The 22,874-nt window shown below is 74.5% G+C and carries 29 protein-coding genes; 14 read left to right on the top strand and 15 right to left on the bottom strand.

Annotated elements, in window-relative coordinates; translation table 11 throughout:
* Positions 1-88: 88 nt before the first annotated feature.
* The 5 genes from ACO229_RS13540 (at position 89) to ACO229_RS13520 (ending at position 3,660) form a co-directional block, all read left to right on the top strand.
* Positions 89-394, top strand: coding sequence for a helix-turn-helix domain-containing protein (locus ACO229_RS13540; RefSeq protein ID WP_423465240.1), 306 nt, complete (start codon positions 89-91; stop codon positions 392-394).
* Between the two features lie 86 nt (positions 395-480).
* Positions 481-1,164 carry a YdcF family protein gene (locus ACO229_RS13535; RefSeq protein WP_397416226.1) on the top strand — a complete coding sequence of 228 codons (684 nt, stop codon included), beginning with the start codon at positions 481-483 and terminating at the stop codon, positions 1,162-1,164.
* A 71-nt stretch (positions 1,165-1,235) separates the two neighbouring features.
* A complete protein-coding gene (locus tag ACO229_RS13530) occupies positions 1,236-1,616 on the top strand; it encodes a DUF1232 domain-containing protein (protein ID WP_397433069.1) in 381 nt (126 codons plus the stop codon).
* A gap of 87 nt (positions 1,617-1,703) precedes the next feature.
* Positions 1,704-2,987: an FAD-dependent monooxygenase gene (locus ACO229_RS13525; protein WP_423465239.1), complete on the top strand. Its 1,284-nt coding sequence runs from the start codon at positions 1,704-1,706 to the stop codon at positions 2,985-2,987.
* An 82-nt stretch (positions 2,988-3,069) separates the two neighbouring features.
* A complete protein-coding gene (locus ACO229_RS13520; RefSeq protein WP_397416220.1) occupies positions 3,070-3,660 on the top strand; it encodes a 1-acyl-sn-glycerol-3-phosphate acyltransferase in 591 nt (196 codons plus the stop codon).
* Between the two features lie 23 nt (positions 3,661-3,683).
* Here the strand turns inward: ACO229_RS13520 and ACO229_RS13515 are convergent, their stop codons facing one another.
* Positions 3,684-4,412, bottom strand: a complete 729-nt coding sequence (locus ACO229_RS13515; RefSeq protein ID WP_423465238.1) for a TetR/AcrR family transcriptional regulator — start codon at positions 4,410-4,412, stop codon at positions 3,684-3,686.
* 103 nt (positions 4,413-4,515) lie between these two features.
* On the opposite strand from ACO229_RS13515, the gene ACO229_RS13510 reads away from it, so the two are divergent.
* Positions 4,516-4,893: a VOC family protein gene (locus ACO229_RS13510; protein ID WP_397433073.1), complete on the top strand. Its 378-nt coding sequence runs from the start codon at positions 4,516-4,518 to the stop codon at positions 4,891-4,893.
* A gap of 40 nt (positions 4,894-4,933) precedes the next feature.
* Here ACO229_RS13510 and ACO229_RS13505 read toward each other — a convergent pair whose 3' ends face one another.
* The gene (locus tag ACO229_RS13505) at positions 4,934-5,383 is read right to left on the bottom strand and encodes a TIGR03668 family PPOX class F420-dependent oxidoreductase (RefSeq protein WP_423465304.1); all 450 of its coding nucleotides are present in this window, start codon (positions 5,381-5,383) and stop codon (positions 4,934-4,936) included.
* On the opposite strand from ACO229_RS13505, the gene ACO229_RS13500 reads away from it, so the two are divergent.
* Together ACO229_RS13500 and ACO229_RS13495 are read left to right on the top strand one after the other, a co-directional pair.
* Positions 5,355-5,477, top strand: a complete 123-nt coding sequence (locus ACO229_RS13500) for a hypothetical protein (RefSeq protein WP_397433076.1) — start codon at positions 5,355-5,357, stop codon at positions 5,475-5,477. The two genes, ACO229_RS13505 and ACO229_RS13500, sit on opposite strands and share 29 nt — an antisense overlap.
* A gap of 29 nt (positions 5,478-5,506) precedes the next feature.
* A complete protein-coding gene (locus ACO229_RS13495; protein ID WP_423465237.1) occupies positions 5,507-6,625 on the top strand; it encodes a P1 family peptidase in 1,119 nt (372 codons plus the stop codon).
* Here the strand turns inward: ACO229_RS13495 and ACO229_RS13490 are convergent.
* The 3 genes from ACO229_RS13490 to ACO229_RS13480 form a co-directional block, all read right to left on the bottom strand.
* Positions 6,595-7,281: an SIMPL domain-containing protein gene (locus ACO229_RS13490; protein WP_397416209.1), complete on the bottom strand. Its 687-nt coding sequence runs from the start codon at positions 7,279-7,281 to the stop codon at positions 6,595-6,597. The genes ACO229_RS13495 and ACO229_RS13490 overlap by 31 nt on opposite strands.
* 67 nt (positions 7,282-7,348) lie before the next feature.
* Positions 7,349-8,443, bottom strand: coding sequence for a winged helix DNA-binding domain-containing protein (locus tag ACO229_RS13485; protein ID WP_423465236.1), 1,095 nt, complete (start codon positions 8,441-8,443; stop codon positions 7,349-7,351).
* Entirely contained in the window at positions 8,427-9,050 is a 624-nt protein-coding gene (locus tag ACO229_RS13480; protein WP_397416205.1) for a DUF4126 domain-containing protein, read from the bottom strand. The genes ACO229_RS13485 and ACO229_RS13480 overlap by 17 nt, the downstream gene beginning before the upstream one ends.
* Before the next feature lie 215 nt (positions 9,051-9,265).
* Here ACO229_RS13480 and ACO229_RS13475 point away from each other — a divergent pair, with 215 nt between their 5' ends.
* From ACO229_RS13475 to ACO229_RS13465, 3 genes are read left to right on the top strand one after another with little or no spacing between them, the layout of a single operon-like run.
* On the top strand, positions 9,266-9,721 hold the full coding sequence (locus tag ACO229_RS13475; RefSeq protein ID WP_397433081.1) for a DUF1772 domain-containing protein: 456 nt from the start codon (positions 9,266-9,268) through the stop codon (positions 9,719-9,721).
* A gap of 41 nt (positions 9,722-9,762) precedes the next feature.
* Positions 9,763-10,815, top strand: coding sequence for a diaminopropionate ammonia-lyase (locus ACO229_RS13470; RefSeq protein ID WP_423465235.1), 1,053 nt, complete (start codon positions 9,763-9,765; stop codon positions 10,813-10,815).
* A 50-nt stretch (positions 10,816-10,865) separates the two neighbouring features.
* A complete protein-coding gene (locus ACO229_RS13465) occupies positions 10,866-11,717 on the top strand; it encodes a methyltransferase domain-containing protein (protein WP_423465234.1) in 852 nt (283 codons plus the stop codon).
* A gap of 45 nt (positions 11,718-11,762) precedes the next feature.
* Here the strand turns inward: ACO229_RS13465 and ACO229_RS13460 are convergent, their stop codons facing one another.
* Positions 11,763-12,260, bottom strand: coding sequence for a hypothetical protein (locus ACO229_RS13460; RefSeq protein ID WP_423465233.1), 498 nt, complete (start codon positions 12,258-12,260; stop codon positions 11,763-11,765).
* A 1-nt stretch (position 12,261) separates the two neighbouring features.
* Entirely contained in the window at positions 12,262-12,798 is a 537-nt protein-coding gene (locus ACO229_RS13455) for an RNA polymerase sigma factor (RefSeq protein ID WP_423465303.1), read from the bottom strand.
* Between the two features lie 197 nt (positions 12,799-12,995).
* Between ACO229_RS13455 and ACO229_RS13450 the strand changes: the two genes are divergently transcribed.
* Entirely contained in the window at positions 12,996-13,499 is a 504-nt protein-coding gene (locus ACO229_RS13450) for a hypothetical protein (RefSeq protein ID WP_423465232.1), read from the top strand.
* 75 nt (positions 13,500-13,574) lie between these two features.
* Here the strand turns inward: ACO229_RS13450 and ACO229_RS13445 are convergent, their stop codons facing one another.
* Positions 13,575-14,861: a glycosyltransferase gene (locus ACO229_RS13445; RefSeq protein ID WP_423465231.1), complete on the bottom strand. Its 1,287-nt coding sequence runs from the start codon at positions 14,859-14,861 to the stop codon at positions 13,575-13,577.
* 24 nt (positions 14,862-14,885) lie between these two features.
* On the bottom strand, positions 14,886-15,554 hold the full coding sequence (locus ACO229_RS13440; protein WP_423465230.1) for a TetR/AcrR family transcriptional regulator: 669 nt from the start codon (positions 15,552-15,554) through the stop codon (positions 14,886-14,888).
* A gap of 158 nt (positions 15,555-15,712) precedes the next feature.
* Here ACO229_RS13440 and ACO229_RS13435 point away from each other — a divergent pair, with 158 nt between their 5' ends.
* Together ACO229_RS13435 and ACO229_RS13430 are read left to right on the top strand one after the other, a co-directional pair.
* Positions 15,713-17,452: an ABC transporter ATP-binding protein gene (locus ACO229_RS13435; RefSeq protein WP_423465229.1), complete on the top strand. Its 1,740-nt coding sequence runs from the start codon at positions 15,713-15,715 to the stop codon at positions 17,450-17,452.
* On the top strand, positions 17,449-19,197 hold the full coding sequence (locus ACO229_RS13430) for an ABC transporter transmembrane domain-containing protein (RefSeq protein WP_423465228.1): 1,749 nt from the start codon (positions 17,449-17,451) through the stop codon (positions 19,195-19,197). The genes ACO229_RS13435 and ACO229_RS13430 overlap by 4 nt, the downstream gene beginning before the upstream one ends.
* A 36-nt stretch (positions 19,198-19,233) precedes the next feature.
* Here ACO229_RS13430 and ACO229_RS13425 read toward each other — a convergent pair whose 3' ends face one another.
* The 6 genes from ACO229_RS13425 to ACO229_RS13400 form a co-directional block, all read right to left on the bottom strand.
* On the bottom strand, positions 19,234-19,827 hold the full coding sequence (locus ACO229_RS13425) for an HhH-GPD-type base excision DNA repair protein (protein ID WP_423465227.1): 594 nt from the start codon (positions 19,825-19,827) through the stop codon (positions 19,234-19,236).
* 34 nt (positions 19,828-19,861) lie between these two features.
* On the bottom strand, positions 19,862-20,383 hold the full coding sequence (locus ACO229_RS13420; protein ID WP_423465226.1) for an alpha/beta fold hydrolase: 522 nt from the start codon (positions 20,381-20,383) through the stop codon (positions 19,862-19,864).
* Positions 20,383-21,336 (bottom strand): GNAT family N-acetyltransferase, encoded by a 954-nt coding sequence (locus ACO229_RS13415; RefSeq protein WP_423465225.1) that lies wholly within the window; start codon positions 21,334-21,336, stop codon positions 20,383-20,385. Before ACO229_RS13415 ends, ACO229_RS13420 begins: the two co-directional genes overlap by 1 nt.
* Positions 21,337-21,417: 81 nt before the next feature.
* Complete coding sequence (locus tag ACO229_RS13410) at positions 21,418-21,906, bottom strand: GNAT family N-acetyltransferase (RefSeq protein WP_397416177.1); 489 nt, start codon at positions 21,904-21,906, stop codon at positions 21,418-21,420.
* 19 nt (positions 21,907-21,925) lie between these two features.
* Positions 21,926-22,408 (bottom strand): GNAT family N-acetyltransferase, encoded by a 483-nt coding sequence (locus ACO229_RS13405; protein WP_423465224.1) that lies wholly within the window; start codon positions 22,406-22,408, stop codon positions 21,926-21,928.
* Between the two features lie 57 nt (positions 22,409-22,465).
* A complete protein-coding gene (locus tag ACO229_RS13400) occupies positions 22,466-22,861 on the bottom strand; it encodes a nitroreductase family deazaflavin-dependent oxidoreductase (RefSeq protein ID WP_423465223.1) in 396 nt (131 codons plus the stop codon).
* Positions 22,862-22,874: the final 13 nt, after the last annotated feature.

The following is a 22,874-nucleotide window of genomic DNA, read 5'->3' as shown; positions in this document are numbered from 1 at the left end:
AGACGTATAGAGTCGGACGCACAGGGCTTGCCGGAAAACAGATCTTCACTTTCCGGCGAGCCCTGTCGTGCGTCATGGCACGTTCTTGATGTCCGAGCGTCGACGGGAGGGCGCCTTGCTCACGACCGCAGCCCAGATCGTTGTCAGGATCCGTGCCGAGCGAAAGCTCAGCATGAGTTCCCTGGCGGTGCTGGCGGGCGTCCCCACGTCCACGATCAGCCGTATCGAGTCCGGGCAGGTCGAGCCCACGCTGGGGATGATCCGCCGCATCGCCCTCGGCGCCGGGTACCACCTGCACGTGCAGTACTACGACCTCTTCACGGGCAAGCTCGAGGACCACGCGGTCGCTGCCGGGAAGGACGAGGAGGCGGCTGCGGACGAATCCGGCCGGTAGGGGCGGTTTCGTCCAGGTCCGCTACCTTGTCTCCGTAGGGGAGGTCTCGTCGTGCCCGTCGTTCCACCGAGCAATATGGTCGTCATATGCCGAACGTCATGATCCCCGCCGCGGTGCGGGAGGACGTAGAGACGCTGTGGGCGTTCCACGACCTGCGGCACGAGCCGCGCGCCGTCGACGTCTGCATCGGCCTGGGCGGTCACGACCTGGGGGTCGCCGACTACACCGCCGACCTCTACCTCGAGGGTCTGTTCCAGCAGATCGTCTTCACCGGGGCGAACGCGCCCACCACGGTCGACGCCTTCCCGGAGGGGGAGGCCTTCGGCTACCGCGACCACGCGGTGGCCCGTGGCGTGCCCGCCGGCGCGGTGCTCGTGGAGCCGGCGGCCACGAACACCAGCGAGAACCTGGAGTACAGCCGCAAGGTGCTCGCGGAGCACGACATCGAGCCGTCCTCCGTGCTCCTCGTCTCCCACCCGTACCAGCAGCGGCGTGCGTTCGCGACGTGCCGGGTGGTCTGGCCGGAGGTCGACGTGCTGTGCGTCTCGCGGCCCCTCGGGCTCGACGCGTACGTCGAGACCATCGGTGACGCCGACCGCGTGGTCGACATGCTCGTCGGCGAGACGCAGCGGCTCACCCTCTACGCCGAGCTCGGCTTCATCGCGCACGAGGAGGACGTGCCGGACGAGGTGCTGGGGTCGTTCGACCGGCTGGTGGGCGCGGGGTACACGTCGCGTCTCGTGGAGGACAGGCGCCCGATCGACGTCTGAGTCGGACGTCACGAACCGGATGATTCGTACATCCCTGGCGAGTCGCCCCGTTCTCCGTTACGTTCCGGGGCATGGGCGAGGAAAACAAGCGGGGCAAGGATCCCAGGAAGTTCACCTGGCAGGAGATCCTCACGTTCATCGCGGGCGCGGGGTACGTGGCGAGCCCGATCGACCTGCTGTCGGAGGGTGTGCTGGGGCCGCTCGGCCTGGGTGACGACGCGATCGCGATCGTCATCGCCGGGGTCACGCTCTTCAAGGCGGTGCAGCGCTTCCGCAGGCACCGCACGGACCCGGGCGCGACCGGCACGGCCCCCCAGGGCGGCAACGCCCCGGCGGACGGCGCGGCGCCGGGCAGCACGTCGTCGGACGCCCGGCGCCCGGGCCCCGCGCCGTCGGGAAAGACGATCCCGGGGACGGCCGAGGACGTCACCGACCGCAGGTCACGGCGCTGAGCCGGCCCGCCGAGCTGCCGGTCGCCCGGCCGGCCGGCACCGTGCCCGCCCTGGCCCGGCGGCGGGCGCGGGACTAGGGTCGACGGCGTGGTCGGCGACAACGCACCCCGGATCCTGGTCGTGGGCGGTGGTCCCACCGGGGCCGCGACCGCGGTGGCCCTGCGGCGCGAGCTGCCCGGCGCGCACGTCACGGTGATCGACAAGGCGACGTTCCCGCGCGACAAGACCTGCGGCGACGGCCTCGGCCCGGGTGCGCGGCGCGTGCTCGACGGGCTGGGCCTGTCGGGCCTGCTGGACCGCTTCCACATGCCGATGTCCGTGGCCATCAGCGGTCCGGGCGGTGTGGAGGCGTTCGCGCGCGGCCCGTTCATGGACGGTCACGACCTGGCCGGGTACGTCACGCCGCGGCTGGTGCTGGACGACCTGCTGCTGGGCGCGGCCCGCGACGCGGGCGCGGAGGTCCGCGAGGGTGTCGCGTTCCCGGGCATGACGCCGGTGGCGGGCGCGGAGCAGGTCCCGCTGCCCGACGGCGACACGACGTTCGACCTGGTGATCGGGGCGGACGGCGCCTACTCCGCGGTGCGGCGGACCCTCGGCGTCGAGCGTCCCCCGATGCGGCACACGCACGTCGCGATGCGCGCCTACGGCACGGTGACGCACCCGGAGAAGCCGGTGAGCGACACGCTGCGGTTCGACTTCCTCGAGTCCCTCCTGCCGGTCTACGGCTGGGTCTTCCCGCTGCCCGGCGACGGTGCCAACATCGGCGTCGGCCTCCCGGTGGAGCACCTGCGGCGGCAGACCGAGCGGCACGGCCGCACCCTGCGCGACCTGTTCGACCTGTACGTCGAGGACCTGCGCCGGCGCGGGTTCGAGGTGTCCGGGCTGGAGCGGATCGCGACGCACCAGCTGCCGCACGCCGCGGCCCGCACCCCGATGACGGCGCCGGGGCGCGCCGCGGTGCTGCTCGGTGACGCCGCCGCGACCATCAACCCGCTGAGCGGCGAGGGCATCTTCTATGGCATGGCGGCGGGTGTGCAGCTCGCGGAGCACCTCGGGGCGCTCGACCGCGCGGGCCAGGACTGGCGCGGGGAGCGGCTGCCGGCTGCGCTGGCCGGTTTCGAGCGGGCGCACCAGCGCCGGTTCGCCCGGCACTACCGGGAGTGCTACCTGGCGCAGCGGCTCATGAGCTCCCGGCTCTGGGCGGGCATCGCGACCCGTGCGGTGGCGGCGTCGGACGAGGCGATGGCGCACGTGGCGCTCATGCTGTTCGACGAGCAGTCGGCCGGCTCGCGCGGGCTGCTGCGCCTGGCCGGGAGCAGTCTGCGGCCCCTGCTGCGGGGCCGGGAACGGGTGGCGCGGGCGGGTCGTTGACCTCTCGCAGGGTCTGTCAGAATTGAGATTCTGCCTGTTTTCCGCAGGTCTCCACCGATCCACCCCCGACTCGAGGACGACGATGTCACGCACCATCCGCCGGGCCGTCGCGCGACTGATCTGGGCCGTCACCGGCTACCGGATGCGCTCCGAACCGGCCCCGACCCGGCCCACGGTCTTCATCGGCGCCCCGCACACGTCGAACACCGACTTCTTCCTCATGCTGGCCATCGCGTTCGACATGGACCTCAGGATCCGGTTCCTCATCAAGGACTCCTGGTTCAAGGGGCCGATGGGCGCTGTCATGCGCTCGCTCGGCGGCATCCCGGTCGACCGGAAGGACCCGGCGAGCATCGTGGACGAGATCCTCGACGCCGTGGCGCGCGGCGAGGAGTTCCATCTCGTCGTGACGCCGGAGGGCACGCGCGGCGCCGGGTCCGGGTACTGGAAGTCGGGCTTCTACCGGATCGCGCTCAAGGCGGGCCTTCCCGTGACCCTCGGTTACGTCGACGGCGTCGCCAAGGTCGCGGGCCTCGGGCCGAGCATCGAGCTCACGGGCGACGTCCGTTCCGACATGGACACGATCCGCGCCTTCTATGCCGACAAGTCAGGCGTCAAGCCGAAGAACCGCACGGAGCCGCGCCTGCGCAACGAGGACCCCCACCAGCCCTGACGTGCTCTGGGCGGGGTGGACGCTCAGGCGTCCGGCTCCTCCAGGGCGCCCAGGGCGTCGAGCACGCGGGCCAGGCCGAACTCCCACGCGTGGGCGGGGCTGGACGGCGCGTTCATCGCCTCGCCCGCGGCGCTGCCCACCCGCTGCGCGAGCGGGTGCGCGTCCCCGAGGTACTCCGCGAGCCGGCCCGCCCACCGGGCCCACGCCTGCGGCATCTCGTCGGCCTGCGGCGCCCGGCGTCTGGCCCGCGCGGCGCCGCGCACGAAGTCGAGCACGAAGGTGAGCGCCGCGTCGCGGGCCACGTCGTCCAGGCCGAGCGGGTCCAGCGCGTGCAGCTCGTGGTCGTACCTGGCGATGGTGCCCGGGCCGAACGCCGTGCGCTCGTCGTCGATCTCCAGGAGCCACGGGTGCTCCAGCAGCAGGGCGAGGTTCGCCCCGGCCACCCGGCGCACCCGGTCCCGCCAGCCGGCGGCGCCGTGGTCGGGCCGCGCCATGCGCGCGTACGTGGTGTCGGCCATCAGCACCAGCAGGTCGTCGCGGCCGTTGACGTGCGTGTAGACCGACATCGTCGAGATGCCCAGCGCCTCGCCCAGGCGGCGTACCGAGACGGCGGCGAGGCCCTCGGCGTCGGCCAGGGTGCAGGCGGCGTCGACCACCGCGCTCGTGGTGACGCGGGACCGCGGGCCGCGTGCGCCGCCCTGCGGCGCGGCCGGGTGGTCGCGCCAGAGCAGGTCGATCAGCTCGCGAGGCATGGGTCTCCAGAAATCGGGTGACGGGCCGGGAACATTCTGCAACCATCTTACGTTGTACGCCGTACAAGGTTCTGATCGATGCCCTGACCTGCAAGGAGCCCGCGTGAACATCACCGCCACCGCCCTGTCCCTCAACGTGCCCGACGTCGCGGCGTCCGCCGAGTTCGCCCGGCGGCACCTCGGGTTCACCGAGGCCATGTCCGACGACGGCTTCGTCTCGCTCACCCACCCGACCGCCGGCGTCAACATCGTGTTCCTGCGGGTCGGGCTCGGCACCTTCAAGCCCGAGCGCATCGCCGGCCCGGCGGGTCAGGGCCTGCTGATCGCGTTCGTCGTGGACGACCTGGACGCGGAGTTCGCGCGCATCTCCGCGGCGGGGGCCGAGGTCGTCACGCCACCGGAGACCGAGCCGTGGGGCGAGCGCTACTGCCAGTTCGCGGACCCGAACGGGATCGTCTGGCAGCTCGTCCAGTGGGTCTGACCTGACCGGCTCCGCCCGTCGAGGCCCCTCGGCGGACGGATCAGCCGTGGGCCCAGCCGGACCACCGGGTCACCCGGACCCGGAGCACCGGGCCGTCCGGCCGGTGCGCGCGGTACTGCGGGTACCGCGCGGCGAGCGCGTCCAGCGCCGCCGCGCGCGCCTCGCCGTCGTGCTCGACGGCGGCGAGGCCGTCCGCCCGCACCCACCACAGCTGCGCCCAGTCGTCGTCGTACCGGTCGGCGAGGAGGCCGGCATGCGGGTTCTCCGCGACGTTGCGCAGGCGCCGCAGGTCCCGCGTCGTCTTCGGCTTGTGGTCGACGGCGATGACCACGGCGTCGCGCGGCCCGTCAGCGCCCGGCTCGCTGATCAGCGCGAACGTCACCGGCACGAGGTGCGGCACGCCGTCGTCGCCGGCCGTGGCGAGGTAGGCGTGCCGGGCCGCCCCGAACCGGGCGCGGCAGGTGTCGACGTCGAGGCGCACGTGGTCCATTCTGCGCCGGGGGCTGCGGCGGTACGTCACGGCACTCGGCGGCATGCTGCACCTGGTCGCGGACTTCGGCGACGAGCAGCTCACGGTGAGCTGACCGGCGTCGTCGTCGGCGATCCTGGTGTCATGACCGACGACGAGCTCACCGCCCGACGTGCCCGCGACCTCGGGATCGTCGTGGGCGCCCTGCCCACCGGGGTGCACAACGCCCTGACCGACGTGCCCGGGGTGCGGGTGGGGCACACCACCATCGTGGATCCGCCGCGGCTGCACACCGGCGTGACCGCGATCGTCCCCGACGCCCTTGGCCCCGACCGCCGCAGCCTGCCGTGCGGGCTGTTCGTCGGGAACGGGTTCGGCAAGCTGATCGGGGCCACGCAGGTCGCGGAGCTCGGCGCCCTCGAGACGCCGATCCTGCTCACCGCGACCCTCAGCGCGTTCCGGGCCGCGGACGCCCTGGTCACCTACGTGCTCGCGAGCCCCGGTCACGAGACCACCCGCACGCTCAACCCCGTGGTGGGCGAGACCAACGACGGGCGGCTCAGTGACATCCGCGCGCGTCCCGTCACGGAGGCGCACGTGCTCGCCGCGCTCGACGGCGCGACCCCGGGCGCGGTGGCCGAGGGATGCGTCGGTGCCGGGACCGGCACCATGGCGCTCGCGTTCAAGGGCGGCATCGGCACGTCGTCGCGCCTGGTGGGCGACTGGACGGTGGGTGCGCTGGTCCAGTCCAACTTCTCGGGGACGCTCACCGTGCGCGGCGTGCCGATCCCGGCCGACGACGGCGCTGTGCCGGCCGGGACGGACCGGCCGGGCACCGGAGGGCCGGAGCCGGAGGGCAACTCCTGCATGATCGTCGTCGCGACCGACGCGCCCCTCGACGCCCGGCAGCTCGGGCGCGTCGCGCGCCGGGCCGTCTTCGCCATGGGGCGGGTGGGTTCCGACTTCACCGGCGGCAGCGGCGACTACGCCCTCGCGTTCAGCACCCCGGGCGCGGCGTCGGCCGAGGGGGTGCCGCGTGCGGCCGAGGTGGCCGACGGCGACCTGGACCCGCTGTTCGCCGCCACGATGGACGCCGTGGAGGAGGCGCTGCTGAACTCGGTGCTCACGGCCACCACGACCGTGGGGCACCGGGGTACGGCGACCGCGGTGCCCCACGAGCTGGTGCTGCGCCGGCTGCGCGACGCGGGCGTGCTCGCCGCCGGTCGGCCGGGTCAGCCCTGGGCGGCGGGGCCTGCCTCGTAGTCCGCGGACAGCGTGACCGCCACGTCGATGTCCTGCGGCTGGAGCTCGACGTGCGCGCCGCCCCCGGGCTCGGCCATGGCGCCCGCCCGCATGGCGTACATGGGCACGTGGCCGCCGCCGTCACCGCCGCCGCGCAGGCCCGCCTCGTAGATCGCGACGGGTGCGACGGGGCCGAGGCCCAGCGCGTCCGCGTACGCCTGCGCGCGCAGCGCCGTCTCCTCGGCCGCCTCGATGCGGGCCTCGGCGAGCAGGGCCTTGCGCGTCTCGTCGGTCAGCGTCCAGCTGAGCCGGTCGATCTCGACGCCGTCGACGTCCATGATGTCGGCGAGCCAGGTGGACAGGATCTCGAAGTCGCGGAACGTGACGGACAGGCGGGCCGACGCGCGGAACCGGCGGACCCGCTGCTTGCCGCCCGACTGCGAGCTGCGCACCCGGTCGTCGTAGACGTAGGAGTGCACCGACTCCGAGTCCCACCGCTCCGCGACGCCGTCGGCGACGTGCGCCTTGGCCTGGTCCACGAGCACGGTGTGGGTGCGGGCCACCTGCTCGACCACGTCGTTGCGGAGGGTCCCGGAGAACGCGACGTGCAGGTGGACGGTGCCACGTTCGGCGGCGTGCGTGCGCGTGGCCTGGCCTTCGACGGCGATGCGAGTCATGTGGGGAGTCTGCCGACTGCGCCCGGCCCCGCGCCACCCGGCACGCCCGGGGACGGCCGGGTAGTGGTCAGCCGATCGTGCCCTTGCCCACCGCACCGCGGCGCAGCACGGGTTCCAGCTCGCAGAACGCGCCGTAGCGTGCGGCCTCCGCCTCCAGGGACGCCCACACCGCCGCGGTCGGCTCGTCCGTGAGCTCGACCGTGATCTCCACGCTGCGGGTCCTGAGCACCCGGGCCCAGCCGCCCGCGATCATCCCGTCCACCACCACCAGGCCCGTGTAGAGCCACCGGCTCGGCATCGCGAGGCGGGTCAGTGCGGGCCAGCCCTTGAAGTCGTGGCAGAAGAGCTCGTCGTACACCGACAGCAGCCGGACGGTGCCCGGCGGCGCGGGGTCGGGCAGGTCGCCGTCGGCCCAGAGCGTCAGGCCGGCGACCTCGTGCCGGGTGAGCCCGGCGTCCGCCACCGCGGCGCGCGCCGCGCCCTTGGTCAGGGTGCCCCACCAGGCCACGTCCTCGGCGCGGCACGGGCCGTGCCCCCGCACGTACGCGCGGGCCAGGTGCACGCGGGCAGCCTCCTCGTCCCAGGTCTTCTGCTTGGGCAGCAGCCGGTAGGTGGGCTGCTTGCCCCGCATCGGACCGCTCGCGACGAGGAGGTCGAGCTCCGCGTGCATCATGACCTGGCCCAGGTGCCACGCGTCCAGGGGCTCGCCCTCCGCCTCGGCCAGCACGGCGCCGATCTCCTTGCGGGTGAGCGGCCCGCCCGCCAGCGCGTCGGCGATCACGCCGTGCCGGCGGGGGAGCAGTGCGTGGTCGAAGCCCCGGGGCCGCTCCGCCGAGAGCATCGCCCGGCGCACCCGGGGCGCCGTCGCCGTCATGAGCGGGGCCAGGTCCTCGGGCGTGACGTAGTGCCAGGTGGGTCGCAGCACGTGCGTGCGCAGCACCGTCCCCTCGGCCAGGGCGGCCTGCACCCCGGCGAGCGTGACCGGGGCGGTCAGCCGCTGCGCGAGGCCCCAGGCGGAGGAGTGCGGCTCCTGCGCCTGCACGGCGCCGAGCCCGCGGACGACCGCGGGCAGGTCGGCGCCGTCGCCCTCCCGCAGCGCGCCGAGGCCCACCGCGGTGAGCCGGGTGCGCTGGAGGGCGCGGACCTCAGACGTAGTAGGCATCCTCGCCGCCGTGTCCCGCCGCGCGGGCGCGGCGATGCTTGATCAGACTCCTGATCAGCAGGATCGCACCGATCACGAACAGGATCATCACGGGGACGATCGCGAGCGGGGCGAGCACGGACAGGAAGCCGAGGCCGACGCTGGTGACGTCCTCCGCGGCGCTGACCACGGGCGCCGCCGTGCCGCCCGAGACCGTGTTCGCCACCACGCGCCCGCCCGCCTTGGCGGCGTGCGTGCCCAGGGCCAGGACGATGCCCGCGACGATCGGGATCCACTGCCCGGACTGCACGAAGGCGCTCGGGTCGGTGACCGTCGCGGTCTCCGACATGGAGCCCGCCCCGAAGGCGATGCCGCCCGCGGTGGGGCGCACGACGGTCTGGACCACGTCGTTCACCGAGTCCAGCACGGGGATCTTGTCCGCGGCGAACTCGAGCACCAGGAGCACCGACAGGATCGCCAGCACCCAGCCGTTCTCCAGCCACGCCCACGTGCCGGGCAGCTCCACGAGGTCCGTGAAGCGCGAGAGCACGCCGAGGAAGATGAGCGGGATCCATGCGTTGAGGCCCGCCGACAGCGCGAGCCCGGTTCCGGTGGCAAGTTCGAGCATGACCCGAAGTGTTCCACGGCACACTGACACTCCGTGTGGTGAAAGTGTCCGGTGTGCCCGATCTGTTACCGGACCGTCGCGCACCGTGCCCGGCTCGCCCCGGACGGTCCGACATGGACGCCGTCTCACGACCGGCACCCAGGTTGGACCATCCAGGCCCGTTCTGCGAGAGTTGCTGCCGTTCACCGCACTGGTGCGCCGACCGGGAGGCTTCGATGCTCTGGACGATCTTCGCCGTGGCCTCGGTGGTACTGCTGGGGCTGTCCGCGGGCGTGTTCTTCGGGTTCTCGTCGTTCGTCATGAGCGGCCTCGCGCGGGCCTCCGACGACGCCGCGGGCGCCGCGATGAACGGCATCAACGAGACCGCGGTGCTGCCCGCGTTCATGAGCGTCTTCTTCGGCGCCCTGCTGGTCCCCGGCGTCACCGGCATCTGGGGCCTGGTCGACGGGCACGACGGCGGCGGATGGGTCCTCGCGGCGGCCGCCGTCTACCTCGTCGGCACCTTCGGCGTGACCATGGCCGGGAACGTGCCCCTCAACAACCGCCTCCTCGCGGCCCCCGACAAGGCCGCCGGCTGGCGTGCCACGTGGCGGCCGTGGACGCGCTGGAACCACGTGCGCACGGCCTGCGGGGTGGCGGCGACGGCGCTCGCGGCGGTCGCCCTGGTCTGACCGGTCGGCCGGGGTCGCGCCGGTCGGGGACAATCGAGCACGTGCCCGCCATCGACTTCCACCGCACCCTGCCCGGATACGCGCCGACGCCGCTGCGCGACCTGCCCCGGCTCGCCACCGAGCTGGGCGTCGGGCGGGTGCTCGTCAAGGAGGAGGCCGGGCGGTTCGGGCTGCCGTCGTTCAAGGTGCTCGGTGCGTCGTACGCGACGGTGCGCGCCCTGGCCCGGCGGTTCGGCGCGGCGGCGCTCACGCTGGACGCGGTGCGCGCCGCCGTCCGCGGCCGGGACGTGCGGCTGTACGCCGCCACGGACGGCAACCACGGCCGCGCCGTCGCGCACGTCGCGTCCCTCGTGGGCGCCGCCGCCACCGTCTACCACCCGCCGGGGGTCACGCAGGAGGCCCGCACGGCGATCGCCGGCGAGGGCGCCCGGACCGTGGTGGTCGACGGCGACTACGACGCCGCCGTGGCCCGAGCCGCCGCCGACGCGGACGCCGACCCGGCGGCCGTGCTGGTGCAGGACACCGCCTGGGCCGGATACACGGAGATCCCGCGCTGGATCGTCGACGGCTACGCGACCCTCTGCCACGAGACCGACGACCAGCTCGCCGCGCTCGGCCTCGGGGCGCCCGACCTGGTGGTGGTGCCGGTCGGCGTCGGATCGCTCGCCCAGGCGGTGGTGGGCCACTACCGCGCCGCGGGCACCGGGGGCACGCTGCTGGCCGTCGAACCCGACCGTGCGGCCCCGCTGGTGGCGTCGCTGCGCGCCGGCGAGCCGGTGACCGTGCCGGCCGGCGAGACGATCATGACCGGCCTGGCGTGCGGCACCGTCTCCGCGCTCGCGTGGCCGGTGCTGCGCGACGGCCTGGACGGCGCCGTCACCGTCTCCGACGACCAGGCGGCCGGCGCCGTGGACGACCTCGCGCGGCTCGGCGTCGACTCCGGGCCGTGCGGCGCGGCGAGCCTCGCCGCCGCGCGCCTCGTGCTGGGCCAGGCCGGGTGGCGCCGGGCCATCGGCCTGCGGTCCGACGCCGTCGTGCTGCTCCTGTCGACCGAGGGGCGGGCGGCCAACCCGGTGCCCGAGGACCGCGTCTGATCCGCCCCGCCCGTCCCGCCGTAGCCCGCTGCCTGCCAGGAGCCCCTACAGTGTCCGTCCCCCTGCCGCCCGCCCTCGACCTGATCCTGCCGGTGCTGCGCTGCCCCGCCTGCGGTGCCGGCCTGTCGCCCGGTGACGGCGCGCTGCGCTGCCCGCGGCGGCACAGCTTCGACGTGGCCCGGCACGGGTACGCCGGCCTGCTGACCGGCGCACGGGCGACCAGCGGGGACGACGGCCCCATGGCGCGGGCGCGGCGCGACTTCCTGGCTGCGGGCCGGTACGCGCCGGTGCGCGACGCCGTGGCCGGCCTGGCCGGCGATGCCGGCCCGGGCGACCGGCCCGCGACCGTGCTCGACGTCGGGTGCGGCACCGGCTACTACCTCGCCGGTGTGCTGGACGCCCTCCCGGGCTCCGTCGGCCTCGGGCTGGACACGTCCGCGCACGCGCTGCGCGTGGCGGCGAAGGCCCACGCCCGGGCCGCCGCGGCGACCTGGGACGTGTTCCGGCCGTTCCCGGTCGCGACGGAGCAGGTCGACGTGGTGCTGGACGTGTTCGCCCCGCGCAACCCGGCCGAGTTCCACCGGGTGCTGCGCCCGGGTGGCGTGCTCGTGGTGGTACGGCCGTTCGGCGGGCACCTGGCCGAGCTGCGCCGCCAGGTCGCGCGGATGGTGGCCGTCGACCCCGACAAGGAGCGGCGCCTGCACGACGCGCTCGACCCGTGGTTCGAGGCGGTGCGCACGCACGAGGTCGAGTACGTGACCCCGCTGACTCGCCAGGAGGCGCTCGACCTGGTGCTCATGACACCCAGCGCACGTCACGTGACGGCGGCCGAGCTGTCCGACGACGACCTGCCCGGGCAGGTCACCGTCTCGGTGCTGGCCACCGCCTACCGGCGGCGCTGAGCCGGGCGCCGTCAGCCGCCGGGCGCCGTCAGCCGCCGGGCGCCGTCAGCCGGCGGGCGACGGGAGCGGGGCGGGGTCCGTGGGGCAGCTCTCCGACGGCCGGGGCTGGCCGGTGGGCCGTGTGGAGCCCGCCGGGGTGGGCACGGCCGTCCCCGGCGGCAGGCATTCGCCCGGCCCGGACGTCGATCCCGTCCCGGGAGTCCCGGGCAGGTCGGGTGCGGGTGCAGGCGAGACCGTCCCGCCGGGTACGGCCCGCTCCGGCTCCGGCCACGACGCGACGACGCCGGTCGCGGCGCCGCCGAGCAGTGCCAGCGCGGCCGCCAGGGCCCAGACCCGCGTGCGCACGCGCGGGAGCGTGGGGCGCTGACCGTGCCGGAGGATCTCGACCTCCGTCACGGGCGCTCCGCCGTCGTCGGGGAGCACGCCGGGGCCGGACCGTGCCCGCGCGAGCGCGTCGGCCCGCGTACGGGCCAGGTCCAGCTCGCCGTCGACCTCGCTCAGGGCCCGCCGGGCGCGGGTCAGGGCATCGTCCCTTCGTCCCATCTCAGTTCTCCTGCCCTTCGGTCACGGTGCGGTAGGCGGCACGCAGGCGGCGTCGGGCCCGGTACACGCGGGTGGCGGCGGACGGCGTGGAGCAGCCCAGCACGCGTGCGATCTCGGCGGTGCTCAGCTCCGCGGCCGCCAGCAGCTCGACCACCTCGCGGTCCGCGGGCCGCAGGAGGTCCAGGGCCCGGTGCAGGACGTCGAGCTCGTCGACCAGCCGCGCGTCGTCCCCGCCGGGGGCCGCAGGGTGCCGCCCGGCCCGTTCGGCGAGCGCGGTCCGCCGCCGTTCGGCCCGCACCTGGTTGGCCAGCACCCGCCGGGCCACCGCGAGCAACCAGGCGCGCGGCTCGTCGGGGACCGCCCCCTTGCGCCAGGCGATGGCGAACACCTCGGCCACGACGTCCTCCGCCTCGGCGGCCCCGAGCCGCGTCCGGGCGTACCGGTGCACGGCGTGCGCGTGCTCGGCGAAGAGCGACTCGGTCTGCTCCGGGGTGAGCGGGGCCGGGGCGGGTTCGCGCGGCTCGGTGTCGGTGGTCAGCGTGGTCTCCAGGTGGGGCGGCGTCGGTCGGCGTCGGTCGGCGTCGGTCGGCGTCGGTCAGGCGTCGGGTCGGTGGGCGCGGGTCTGCACAGGGGTCGGTGTCCGGCAGCGTCTCGTCCATGACAGCCGGCCCGGTGTGGACCACGTCACACGGCCGGGCCGTCATGGGGAGCGTTCCGGCGCACACTGACCACCACGTGACTCTCAACGCATCCAACACTCCTGTCCCGTCCACCACCAGCGCGTCCCGGCGTCGGCGTGCCCTGCGGGGTCCGGTGGCCCGCGGGGTCGCCGCCGCGGGCGGCGCGCTCGCCGTGGCGCTGCTGGCCACGGCCTGCACGCAGGCCGCCGCGGCCGAGGACGCTGCGCCCGCGCCGACCGTCCCCGCCGAGGCGGCGCAGCACCCGAAGGCTCCCGTGCCCGCCGAGGCCGGACCCCGCGACACCGGGGCCGACGCCGCGTCCGAGGCGTCGCCGGTCCCGGTCGCGCCGGACGAGGCGGCTCCGGGTGAGGCCGCACCGGCCGACCCGGCCGAGCCGTCGCCCGTGCCCACGGTGCCCGGGGAGCCCGCGACCTCCGGACGGGGCGAGCCGTCGCCCGCGCCGGCCGCTCCCCGGACTGCTCCCTCGGACCAGGGCGAGCCGAGGCCCGTCCCGACGGTCCCCGGTCAGCCGGCCGAGGGCCTCGTCGTCACCGGCTGAGCCACGGGTCGCCGCCCGGTGCCGGCTCGTCCGGCGCGGGGCGGCGACCGCCGTCGGACGGGCCGGGTGGCGAGCTCAGTGCGCCGCCCGTGCCCCCGTCGTGCGCAGGTACTGCGTGAACAGCTCGGCCGTCCGCCCGGCGCCGTCCTCCTGCCGCAGGCGTTCGCCCAGGTCGGCGGCGCGCTCGCGCATCGCCTCGTCGGTGGTCGCCCGGGTGATCGCCGCGGTGAGGCGGTCGGCGTCGAGCTGCTTCACCGGGAGCGGGTCGGGACCGACGCCGAGCTCGGCCACCCGGCGGCCCCAGCTGAACTGGTCCACGGCCACCGGCGTGAGGATCGTCGGGATGCCGGCGCGCAGCCCGGCCGCCGTCGTCCCGGCGCCGCCGTGGTGCACGGCCGCGGCGAGGCGGGGGAACAGCCAGTCGTACGGCGCGGAGTCGATGCGCAGCACATGCTCCGGGAGCTCGCGGTCGCGGCCGAGGTCCGCCCAGCCGCTGATCAGGACGCCGCGGCGCCCGGTGCGGTCCAGGGCTTCCAGGAACGTGTCGACGAGCCGCCCGGGGTGCGCCGTCGGCACGCTGCCCAGGCCGAACGAGACGGGTGGCTCGCCCGCGTCGAGGAACCGCGCCAGCTCGGCGGGCGGCTCCCACCCGGCGGGCCTGCTGGTCGGTAGGTAGCCCGTGACCTGGATGCGGGGGTGCCAGTCGGCGGGACGGGGCAGCACCAGCGGGCTGTACGCGTAGTACAGCGGCATGCCCTGCCGGTCCTGGAGCACACGCGCGTTCGTCCGCAGCGGCGGCAGCCCGAGGACCTCCCGGCGCTGGCGGTTCACCCCCGGCTGCTGCATCGTGCGCCAGGTCATCTGGTCCGCGGCCCACCAAGCGGCCCGGTCGCGCAGGGCGCCGTGCCGGCGCCCGTCACCGAGGAGGAACGGCGGGAACTCGCGGGTGGGCGTGACGGGAAAGAACTGGAGGTCGGCGCACGGGATACCGAGCTTCTCGGCCACGCTGTAGCCGTAGAGCGCGGTGGGGCCCTTGTAGAGCATCGCCTCGCTGTTCTTCGTGACGCGCCAGATGTCGCTGATGACCTGCGGCAGCATCTGCTTGCGGTTCCTGGCGCCGTAGGCCATGAACCGCAGCATGTTGCCCGACTCGACCAGCTCCACGAGCTCCGGGTTGTCGGCGTACCGGGGCAGGGTCGGGCCGAACGCGTCGAAGTCCACGCCGTACGACGCGGCCAGGCCGGCGAAGTCCGGTGAACCGACCACCGTCGGGTCGTGGCCCTGGTCGCGGAGCGCCAGGGCCAGGCTGAACAGCGGCTCGACGTCGCCGCGCGAGCCGGCCGTGAGGAGGGTGATCTGCATGGGAATCCTTCCGACGTGTGCGGGTCAGGCCTGGGCCGGTGTCCCGGCGCCCGCATCGAGGACACCGTCGAGCAGCGCCAGGGCCGCCTCGGTGTCCACGTCCGGTGGCGTCAGCATCCGGTCGATCATCTCGGTGACGGTGTCGATCAGGGCGTCGGGCGAGGGGCTGCCGGGGCGGCCCTGGTGCTCCTGGACGGCGCGCATGATCGCGGCCGTGAGGGCCTCCAGGACGGCGGCCACCGACGCGATGTCGACGCCCGGCCGGACGACGCCCGCCTCCTGCTGACGGCGCAGGAACAGGCCGAGGAACTCTGGTCCGGCGGGGCCGGGCATGGTCGCCTCCGGGTCGCGCAGGTAGCGCCCGAACACCTGCGGGTCGCGGGTGGCGATCGCCGTGAGCAGCGGGTCGGCCGCCACCACCCGGAAGCCGGCGCGGTAGATGCTGCCCGGCGTGCCCGGCCGGGGCTCCTCGGACAGGGCGGTGCGCCAGCGGACGGCGTAGCCGCGGAGGGCGCGGGCGGCGACGGCGTCGACCAGCTCGCGCTTCGAGGCGAAGTGCCGGTAGACGATCGTGCGGCTCAGGCCCGCCGCCTCGGCGACGTCCACCATGGTCAGCTTGTCGTAGCCGCGGCTCAGCAGCACGCCGGTGGCGGCGTCGAGCAGGGCGTCCCGGCGCTGTTCGCCGTCGACCATGGTTCCCCCTTGTGACACTGTGACAATATCTGTCACAGTGTTGCGCCGCGCGAAGGCGCATGTCAAGGACGGGGTTGTGCCGACGTCGGCGGGCTCGTAACCTACCGAGCGCGACAGTGATCGATCACTCTGAGGGACCGGGCCGGGGACGGGGGAGCATGGCACGACGACGTGCCGCACGCGGCGACTGGCTGTTCCTCTGGCCGTACTTCCGGCGGGAGGACAGGCGCCTGGCCGCTCTCGGCGTGGTCCTGCTGGGAGCCACCGCGGCCGCGTTGGCCAGCCCCTTCGTGGTTCGGGAGTTCATCGACGGCGTGGTCACCGGAACGACCACGGCATTCGAGACGACCCGGCTGGTCGTGGTGTTCGGCGTGCTCGGCGTCGCACGGTACGCCCTGTCCGCGGCCGAGGCGGGGCTCGCGGAGTCGGTGGCGTGGCGCTCGACCAACAGGCTGCGCGAGGACGTGCTGCGGCATGCGCTCGACCTCCCCCTGGAACGGCACCGCTCCGCCACCCCGGGGGAGTGGGTCGAGCGGGTCGACGGCGACATCAGCCTGCTCAGCAACCTGTTCTCCCGGTTCGTCATCACCGTCGTGGGTGAGGTGCTGGTGGTGGTCGGCGTGGTGGCGGCGCTGTTCACCGTCGACCGGCGGATCGGTCTGCTCTTCCTGGTCTGCCTGACGGCGGGGCTGCTCGGCCTGCGGTGGATCGCCGGCTGGGGGCGCGACGCCTACCGGGACAGCCGCGCCGCCGTGGGCCGGTTCATGGGATACGTCGAGGAACGCCTGCGTGGCGTCGAGGACCTGCAGGCGCTCGGCGCTGTCGGACACGCCCTGGCGGGGCTCGCGGAGCGCCACCGGCACGTCCTGCGCACCGACCTGCGGTCGGCACTCGTGGGCAGCAGCCTGGTGTGGGCGTCCGCCTCGGTGTTCACCGCCGTCGTCACGGCGCTCGCCCTCGGCCTGGCCGGGTTGCGGTTCGGGCAGGGCGCGCTGACGATCGGCACCGTCTACCTCGTCTTCTCGTTCACCCAGCAGATCCAGGAGCCCCTGATCCGGCTGTCGCACCAGCTCCAGGACTACCAGCGCGCGATGGCGGGCCTCAGCCGCACGCGGGAGATCCTGGAGCTGCCGGCGGAACGTCGCACGGGTCCGGTGTCGCTCGCCGGCGACCGGGGAGCCGTGACCTTCGACGACGTGACGTTCGGCTACGTCCCCGGGCACCCGGTCGTCTCCGGGCTGAGCTTCGAGCTGCGGCCCGGTCAGACCCTCGGCGTGGTCGGCCGCACGGGCGCGGGGAAGTCCACGGTCGCCCGGCTGCTGGCCGGTCTCGTCCGCCCGGAGTCGGGACAGGTGCGCCTCGGCGGGGTGGACACGGCCGACGTCGGTACCGCCGAGCTGCGCGACGCCGTCGCCCTGGTCACCCAGGACGTCTTCCTGTTCGACGCGAGCGTGCGGGACAACGTCACGCTCATGGACCCGGACGTCACCGACGAACGGCTGACGGAGGCGCTGACCGCACTGGGCCTGACCGACTGGGTCCGGCGCCTGCCCCACGGCCTGGACACGCGCGTCAGCGACCACGTCGTGTCGGCCGGCGAGGCGCAGCTCCTCGCCCTGACCCGGGTGATGGTCCGCGACCCGGCGGTCGTCGTCCTGGACGAGGCGTCGGCCCGCCTGGACCCCGAGACCGAACGACGGCTCGACACCGCGCTGCGGCCCGTGCTGGCCGGCCGCACCGCCGTCGTCGTCGCCCACCGGCTCTCGACCCTGGACCGGGTGGACCTGATCGCCGTCGTCGACGACGGGCGGCTCACCGAGCTCGGCCCCCGGGAGGAGCTCATGGCCGACCAGCGCTCGCGGTTCGCGGCCATGCTGCGGCAGGGGGGTGCACGATGAGACGACGCCGCGGGGACGTGGGCCGCATCGGACTCCTGGGCCGTGCGGTGCGACCCCACCTGCCGCTGTTCGTCGCGGACGTGCTGACCGGCATGGCGTTCTTCCTGTGCGCCGTGATCCCCGGCCTGGCGCTGCGCGACTTCCTCAACGACCTGCCCGACGACGCGACCGCGTGGGCGCTGCCGCTCGCACCCCTGCTGGCCTACCTCGGCTTCAAGACGGCGGAGGCGGTCGGCGCGGCGGCCTGGATGGCCGTCGACACCGTGTTCCGCTACCGCGTCTACCACGACGTCCGGGTCCGCCTCACCGAACGGCTGCTGCGCCGGCCCGGCGCCCTGCCCCCACCCGTACCGACCGGCGACGTCCTGTCCCGGTACCGGGAGGACACCGTCGAGGTGGCCGAGATGCTCGGCAAGCGCGGGGTCCAGCTCGTCACCTCGTCGGTGGTGACCAGCGCCGTCACCGTCGGCTTCCTGTTCGGCATCAGCCTGCGGACCACGCTGCTCGCCGTGCTGCCGACCTTCGGGATCGCGGTGATCGCCTTCGTCGCCAGCCGGCGGATCAAGGAGCTCCAGCAGCACGCGCGGCAGACGGCGGGCGACGTGTCGGCGTTCCTGCGCGACTGCTTCGCCGGGATCGAGACGATCAAGGTCAACGACGCGGGGGAGCACGTCGTCGGGCGCGTGCGGCAGATCAACGACCGGAGACGGCACGCGGCGGTGCGCAGCGGCGTCTTCGGGGGCATCCTCGCGTCCAGCCAGAGCATCGTCATCGTGCTCGGCACAGCCCTGGTCATGTGGGTGTCGGCCGCCGAGATCCGGGACGGACGCTTCCAGGTGGGTGACTTCGCGTACTTCGTCTACGCGCTCGGCACCTTCGGCACGCTCGTCGACGCCGTGGGCAAGCTCGTCAGCCGGTTCCAGCGCTTCTCGGTGACCGGCGAGCGGCTGCGGGAGGTGCTGCCGACGGGGCGGCTGCGCGACCTCGGGGAGCCGACACCCGAGCTCCCCGCGCCCGTCGCCGTCCGGGACGATCACGCGGCGGGACAGGCCGGCGTGCGCGCACCGGGAGCCGCCCGGGACGAACCGGAGCCGCGGGCGGCGGACGACCACCCGTTGCTGGAGGTCCAGGGCCTGCGCTACGACCATCCGGGCGGACGGCGGGGCGTCCACGACCTCGACCTCACGGCCGGTGCGGGCGAGCTGGTGGTCGTCACCGGACCGGTCGGTTCGGGCAAGACGACGTTGCTGCGCGTGCTGCAGGGAACGCTCCCGCGGGACGACGGCAGCGTCGCCGTGCGCGGGCTGACGCTGCCGCCCGGCGTGGCCATGGCCCCTCCGCTCATGTCGCTGACGCCGCAGGCACCCCACGTCTTCAGCGACACGCTGGCGACCAACGTGCTGCTGGGTCGTCCGCGGCCGGCGCTCGCGGACGTGCTGGCGGCCAGCACCCTGGACCGTGACCTCCGGCGCGTGCCCGACGGCGCGGACGCGCAGATCGGACCCCAGGGTCACCGGCTGTCCGGCGGTCAGCTGCACCGTCTCGCGGCCGCGCGGATGCTGGCCCACCCCGCGGACGTGCTGCTGATCGACGACCTCTCGGCGTCGCTCGACGTCGAGACCGAGCGGCTGCTGCTGGACAACCTGCTGTCCCGGTCGCGCGGCAGCGTGCTGGTGGTGGTGAGCAACCGGGCGTCGGTGCTGGACCGGGCGGACCAGGTGCACCGGCTGGTCCCCGGCCCCTGACACGTGGGGAGCCGTCAGCGGATCAGAGCACCCGCGTCAGCCCGTGGCCTTGGCCGCCGCCTTCTGCGCCTTCTTGAACGCCCGGACCTCCTGCAGCGTCTCGGTGCTGGTCACGTCCGCGATCGAGCGGCGCGAGCCCTCCTCGCCGAACTCGCCCGCCGCCTCCCGCCAGCCCTCCGGCCGCACGCCGCGCTGCTTGCCGAGCAGCGCCAGGAAGATCTTGGCCTTGCGCTCCCCGTGCCCGGGCAGCGCGTTGAGCCGTCGGAGCACCTCGCGGCCGGTGGGAGCGTCGCCGTCGGCGCCGGGGTCGGTCCAGATCCGGGAGGCGTCGCCGTCGTACTCGTCCACCACGGTGTGCGCGAGCTCCAGGACGCGGCCCGCCATGGACCGGCCGTAGCGGTGGATGGCCGGGGGCGTCGTCGCCAGCGCCACGAACTCGTCGGGGTCCGCCTCCGCGATGGCGCGCACGTCGAAGGAGCCCATGCGGTCACGGATCTTGCCGGGGCCGGCGAAGGCATGTTCCATCGGGAACTGTTGGTCCAACAACATGCCCACGAGCAGCGCGAAGGGATCGTCGCTCAGCAGCCGGTCCGTGTCGGGGTCGCCGGTGATCCAGAGCTCGGTAGCCATGAGCCCATTGTGACCCACCGGCCCGGCCCCGCACTCAGGGGATCAGCCGGTCCGCGATCTCCAGCGTGTCCGTCGTGAAGTGCCCGTCGTCGCGCACCACGAGCGTGCCGCCCAGGCGGTCGAACATGGCGCGGCCCTGCTCGGCGTCGCAGCCGAACTCGTCGGTCACCGAGTTGAGGAAGACGAGGTCGCGGGCGTGTGCCCGGATGGCGTCCCAGTCGTAGGACTCCTGGAGAACCGGTTCCGGCCCGGGGTTCGGGTTGGTCGAGTAGCCGCCCACCAGCACCGCCTGCGCCACGGTGACGTCCAGGTGCTCCAGGAGCGCGAGCAGCAGCGCCGCCCCGCCCGAGTGCCCCACGAGCACCGTGTCCTCGTCGAACGTGTGCGCGTCCAGCACCGTGGGCAGGAACGTGACGATCGGCTCGACGTTGGTGCCGGGGTGGTGCGGCGTCTCGACGTCGTACCCGCGCGCCCGCAGCCGGTCCGCGAGCCACGGGTACCAGATCCACGCCGGGTCGGCGTTCGTCCCGTGGAAGATGATCGCCCTGCGTCCCATCAGCTCTCCTTCGCTCGTCCCGGCACGGCGGCCGGTGCGGGGTCGATCGCCAGGTTGACCTGGTCGAGCACCGGCTCGAAGCCGATCGCGGCGTACGTCCGGTTCGACACGGGGTTGTCCCGGTCGGTGTAGAGGCAGACCCGGTCGCCGGCGTCGAGCACCCGCTGGGCGACGTCGGCGACGAGCGCCCGGGCGTACCCGCGCCCGCGGTGCGCCGCGGGCGTGTAGACCGGCCCGATCCGCACCACGCCGAACGACGGCGGCCGCGCGGCCGTGAGCTGCACGCTCTCGCCGCCGACGTCCCACAGCCAGATGTCGCCGTCCAGGATCCGGCCTCGGGCGCCGCCGATCCGCAGCGGTTCGGCCTCGGGGGCGCGTCCGGCCTGGGCGTCCGCGTCGGCGTGGAAGACGGCGAACCACTCCTCGACCAGGGCGAGGTCGGCGAGCGTGGCCCGGCGTGCGCGGCCCGGCGGCGCGGGCTCGGGGCGCGTGACCGCCCGGGCCTCCCAGAGGCGGTCCGGCCGGCCCTCGTGCACGGTGCCGCCCGTGGCCCGCAGCACCTCGTCCGTGTACGCGCGGACGGCGGACCGGGCGCCGTTCGCCGAGGTCAGCGCCGGTTCGCCGGCCCGGGCGGTGTGGTCCAGGGCGGTGCGGGCCAGCAGACGCGCCGCGTCGTCCGGCAGGGCGGGCACCCAGACCGTGTGCGGTGCGTGCGGCATGGTCCGCATCGCCACGCCGACGACGCCGCCGCGCGCGTCCCGGACGACCGCCCACCACATCGGAGAGGTGGGCCGACCGCCGGCCGGGAGCGTCCGCGCGGCGTGGTGCGTCACCGAGGCGACGACGCTCCACACCACCGGGTCGGCGGCCAGCAGATCGCCGGCGACGGCCAGCACCGTCGCCGGGTCGTCGTGCAGCTCGACGTGGTACCCGCTGCTCACCTCGCTGCTCATGCGCCAGATCCTGACACGCCGCCCGCGCCGGATCGAGCCCGTTGTGCAACCGCCGCCCCGCACTGCCGCCGCGCTCCGGCGTCAGCGGATCAGCCGTACCTCCAGCACGTCCGTGTCCGGGTCGGTCGCCGTGACGCCGTCGGGCAGGAAGCCCGCGCGCTGGAAGAACTTGCGGGCGCGGGGGTTGGACGCGAACGTCCAGATCTGGGCCGCGGTGCCGGGCGGGAGGGCGTTCTCCAGCAGGGCGTGGCCCACGTTGGTGCCGTGGTAGCTCGGGTCGACGTACAGCTCGTGGAGCTCGACCGCCCGGACGGGCGGGTGGCCCAGGTGGGGGCCGGACGGGTTCTTCATCGCGAAGCCGACGATCTTGTCGCCCACCTCGGCGACCAGTGCCTTGTTGCCGGCGGCGAGGATGCGCATCCAGCCCTCGGTGCGGGTGCCGAGCGTCTCGGTCTCCCAGTGCGCGGGCGGCAGCAGGTCGCCGAAGACCGCCCGCCGCGTGGTCCAGTGCACCGCGGCGATGCCGACGGCGTCGTCCGGGGTCGAGGCGCGGACGTGGAAATCTGACATGGGTGGAACGGTAACCCGACTACCTGACCATCCGGACCTCCGCCAGGTCGGCGGCGTTCGTGTCGAGCACGCGCGCGCCCTCCACGGCGAAGCCGTTGCGCTCGTAGAAGCGCCGGGCGCGCGGGTTGTCCTCGGCGACCCAGAGCTGGGCGGCGGTCCCGGGCGGCAGGACGGTGTCCAGCAGCGCCTGCCCGACGCCGGTCCCGTGGTGGGCCGCCAGGACGTACAGGAGGTAGAGCTGCTGGTCGCGCACGGGCAGCACGTCGTCCTGCTCCACGGACTCGCCGGCCATCGCGATGCCGACCACCTCGCCGGCGACCTCCGCGACCACCGGGGCAGCACCGTTGCCCAGCCATCGTTCCCACGTCGCCACGCGGCGCTCCAGGGTGGCGGTGACCCAGAACTCGGGCGGCAGGACGGACCCGTAGGTGGTGACCCAGGTGGTGTGGTGCACCCGGGCGACCGCGGCGGCGTCGGACAGCGTGGCTGTACGCAAGTTCACGACGCGCAACATACTCCCGCGCCAGGGGGCCGGGGGACAGCCGGCCCCGGGCAGGTGTCAGGCGCGGTGCAGCGTGCCGACCAGGCACTCCTTGACGCCGACCGTCGACAGGGCACGCGCCGGCACGGGGGCGAGCCAGCCGACCGCCTCCGCGGCGGGCACCAGGCGCACGTCGCGCACCTCGAACTCGTCGCCGCCGCGCGTCAGCCGCACCGTGCCGGAGCTCATCGTGTTGCGGGCCCAGTCGGTGCCCGGACCCCACGGGAGCGGCAGCACGGCCACGACCTGTTCCTGCGGCTGGGCCGCGAACGCGACCAGCGGGGTGGCGTACTCCTTGCCGGACCTGCGCCCCACGTGGTGCAGCACGACCCACGGCGGGACGTGACCGGCGATGCGGAGCATCCACGGGTTGAGGACCTTGCCTGCCTGGACGACGATCTCGGGTGCGGCCATGGCCCCCATCATG

The sequence above is a fragment of the Promicromonospora sp. MS192 genome, from assembly GCF_049532985.1.
Lineage (GTDB): Bacteria > Actinomycetota > Actinomycetes > Actinomycetales > Cellulomonadaceae > Promicromonospora.
This window is presented reverse-complemented; position numbering and strand designations above follow the sequence as displayed.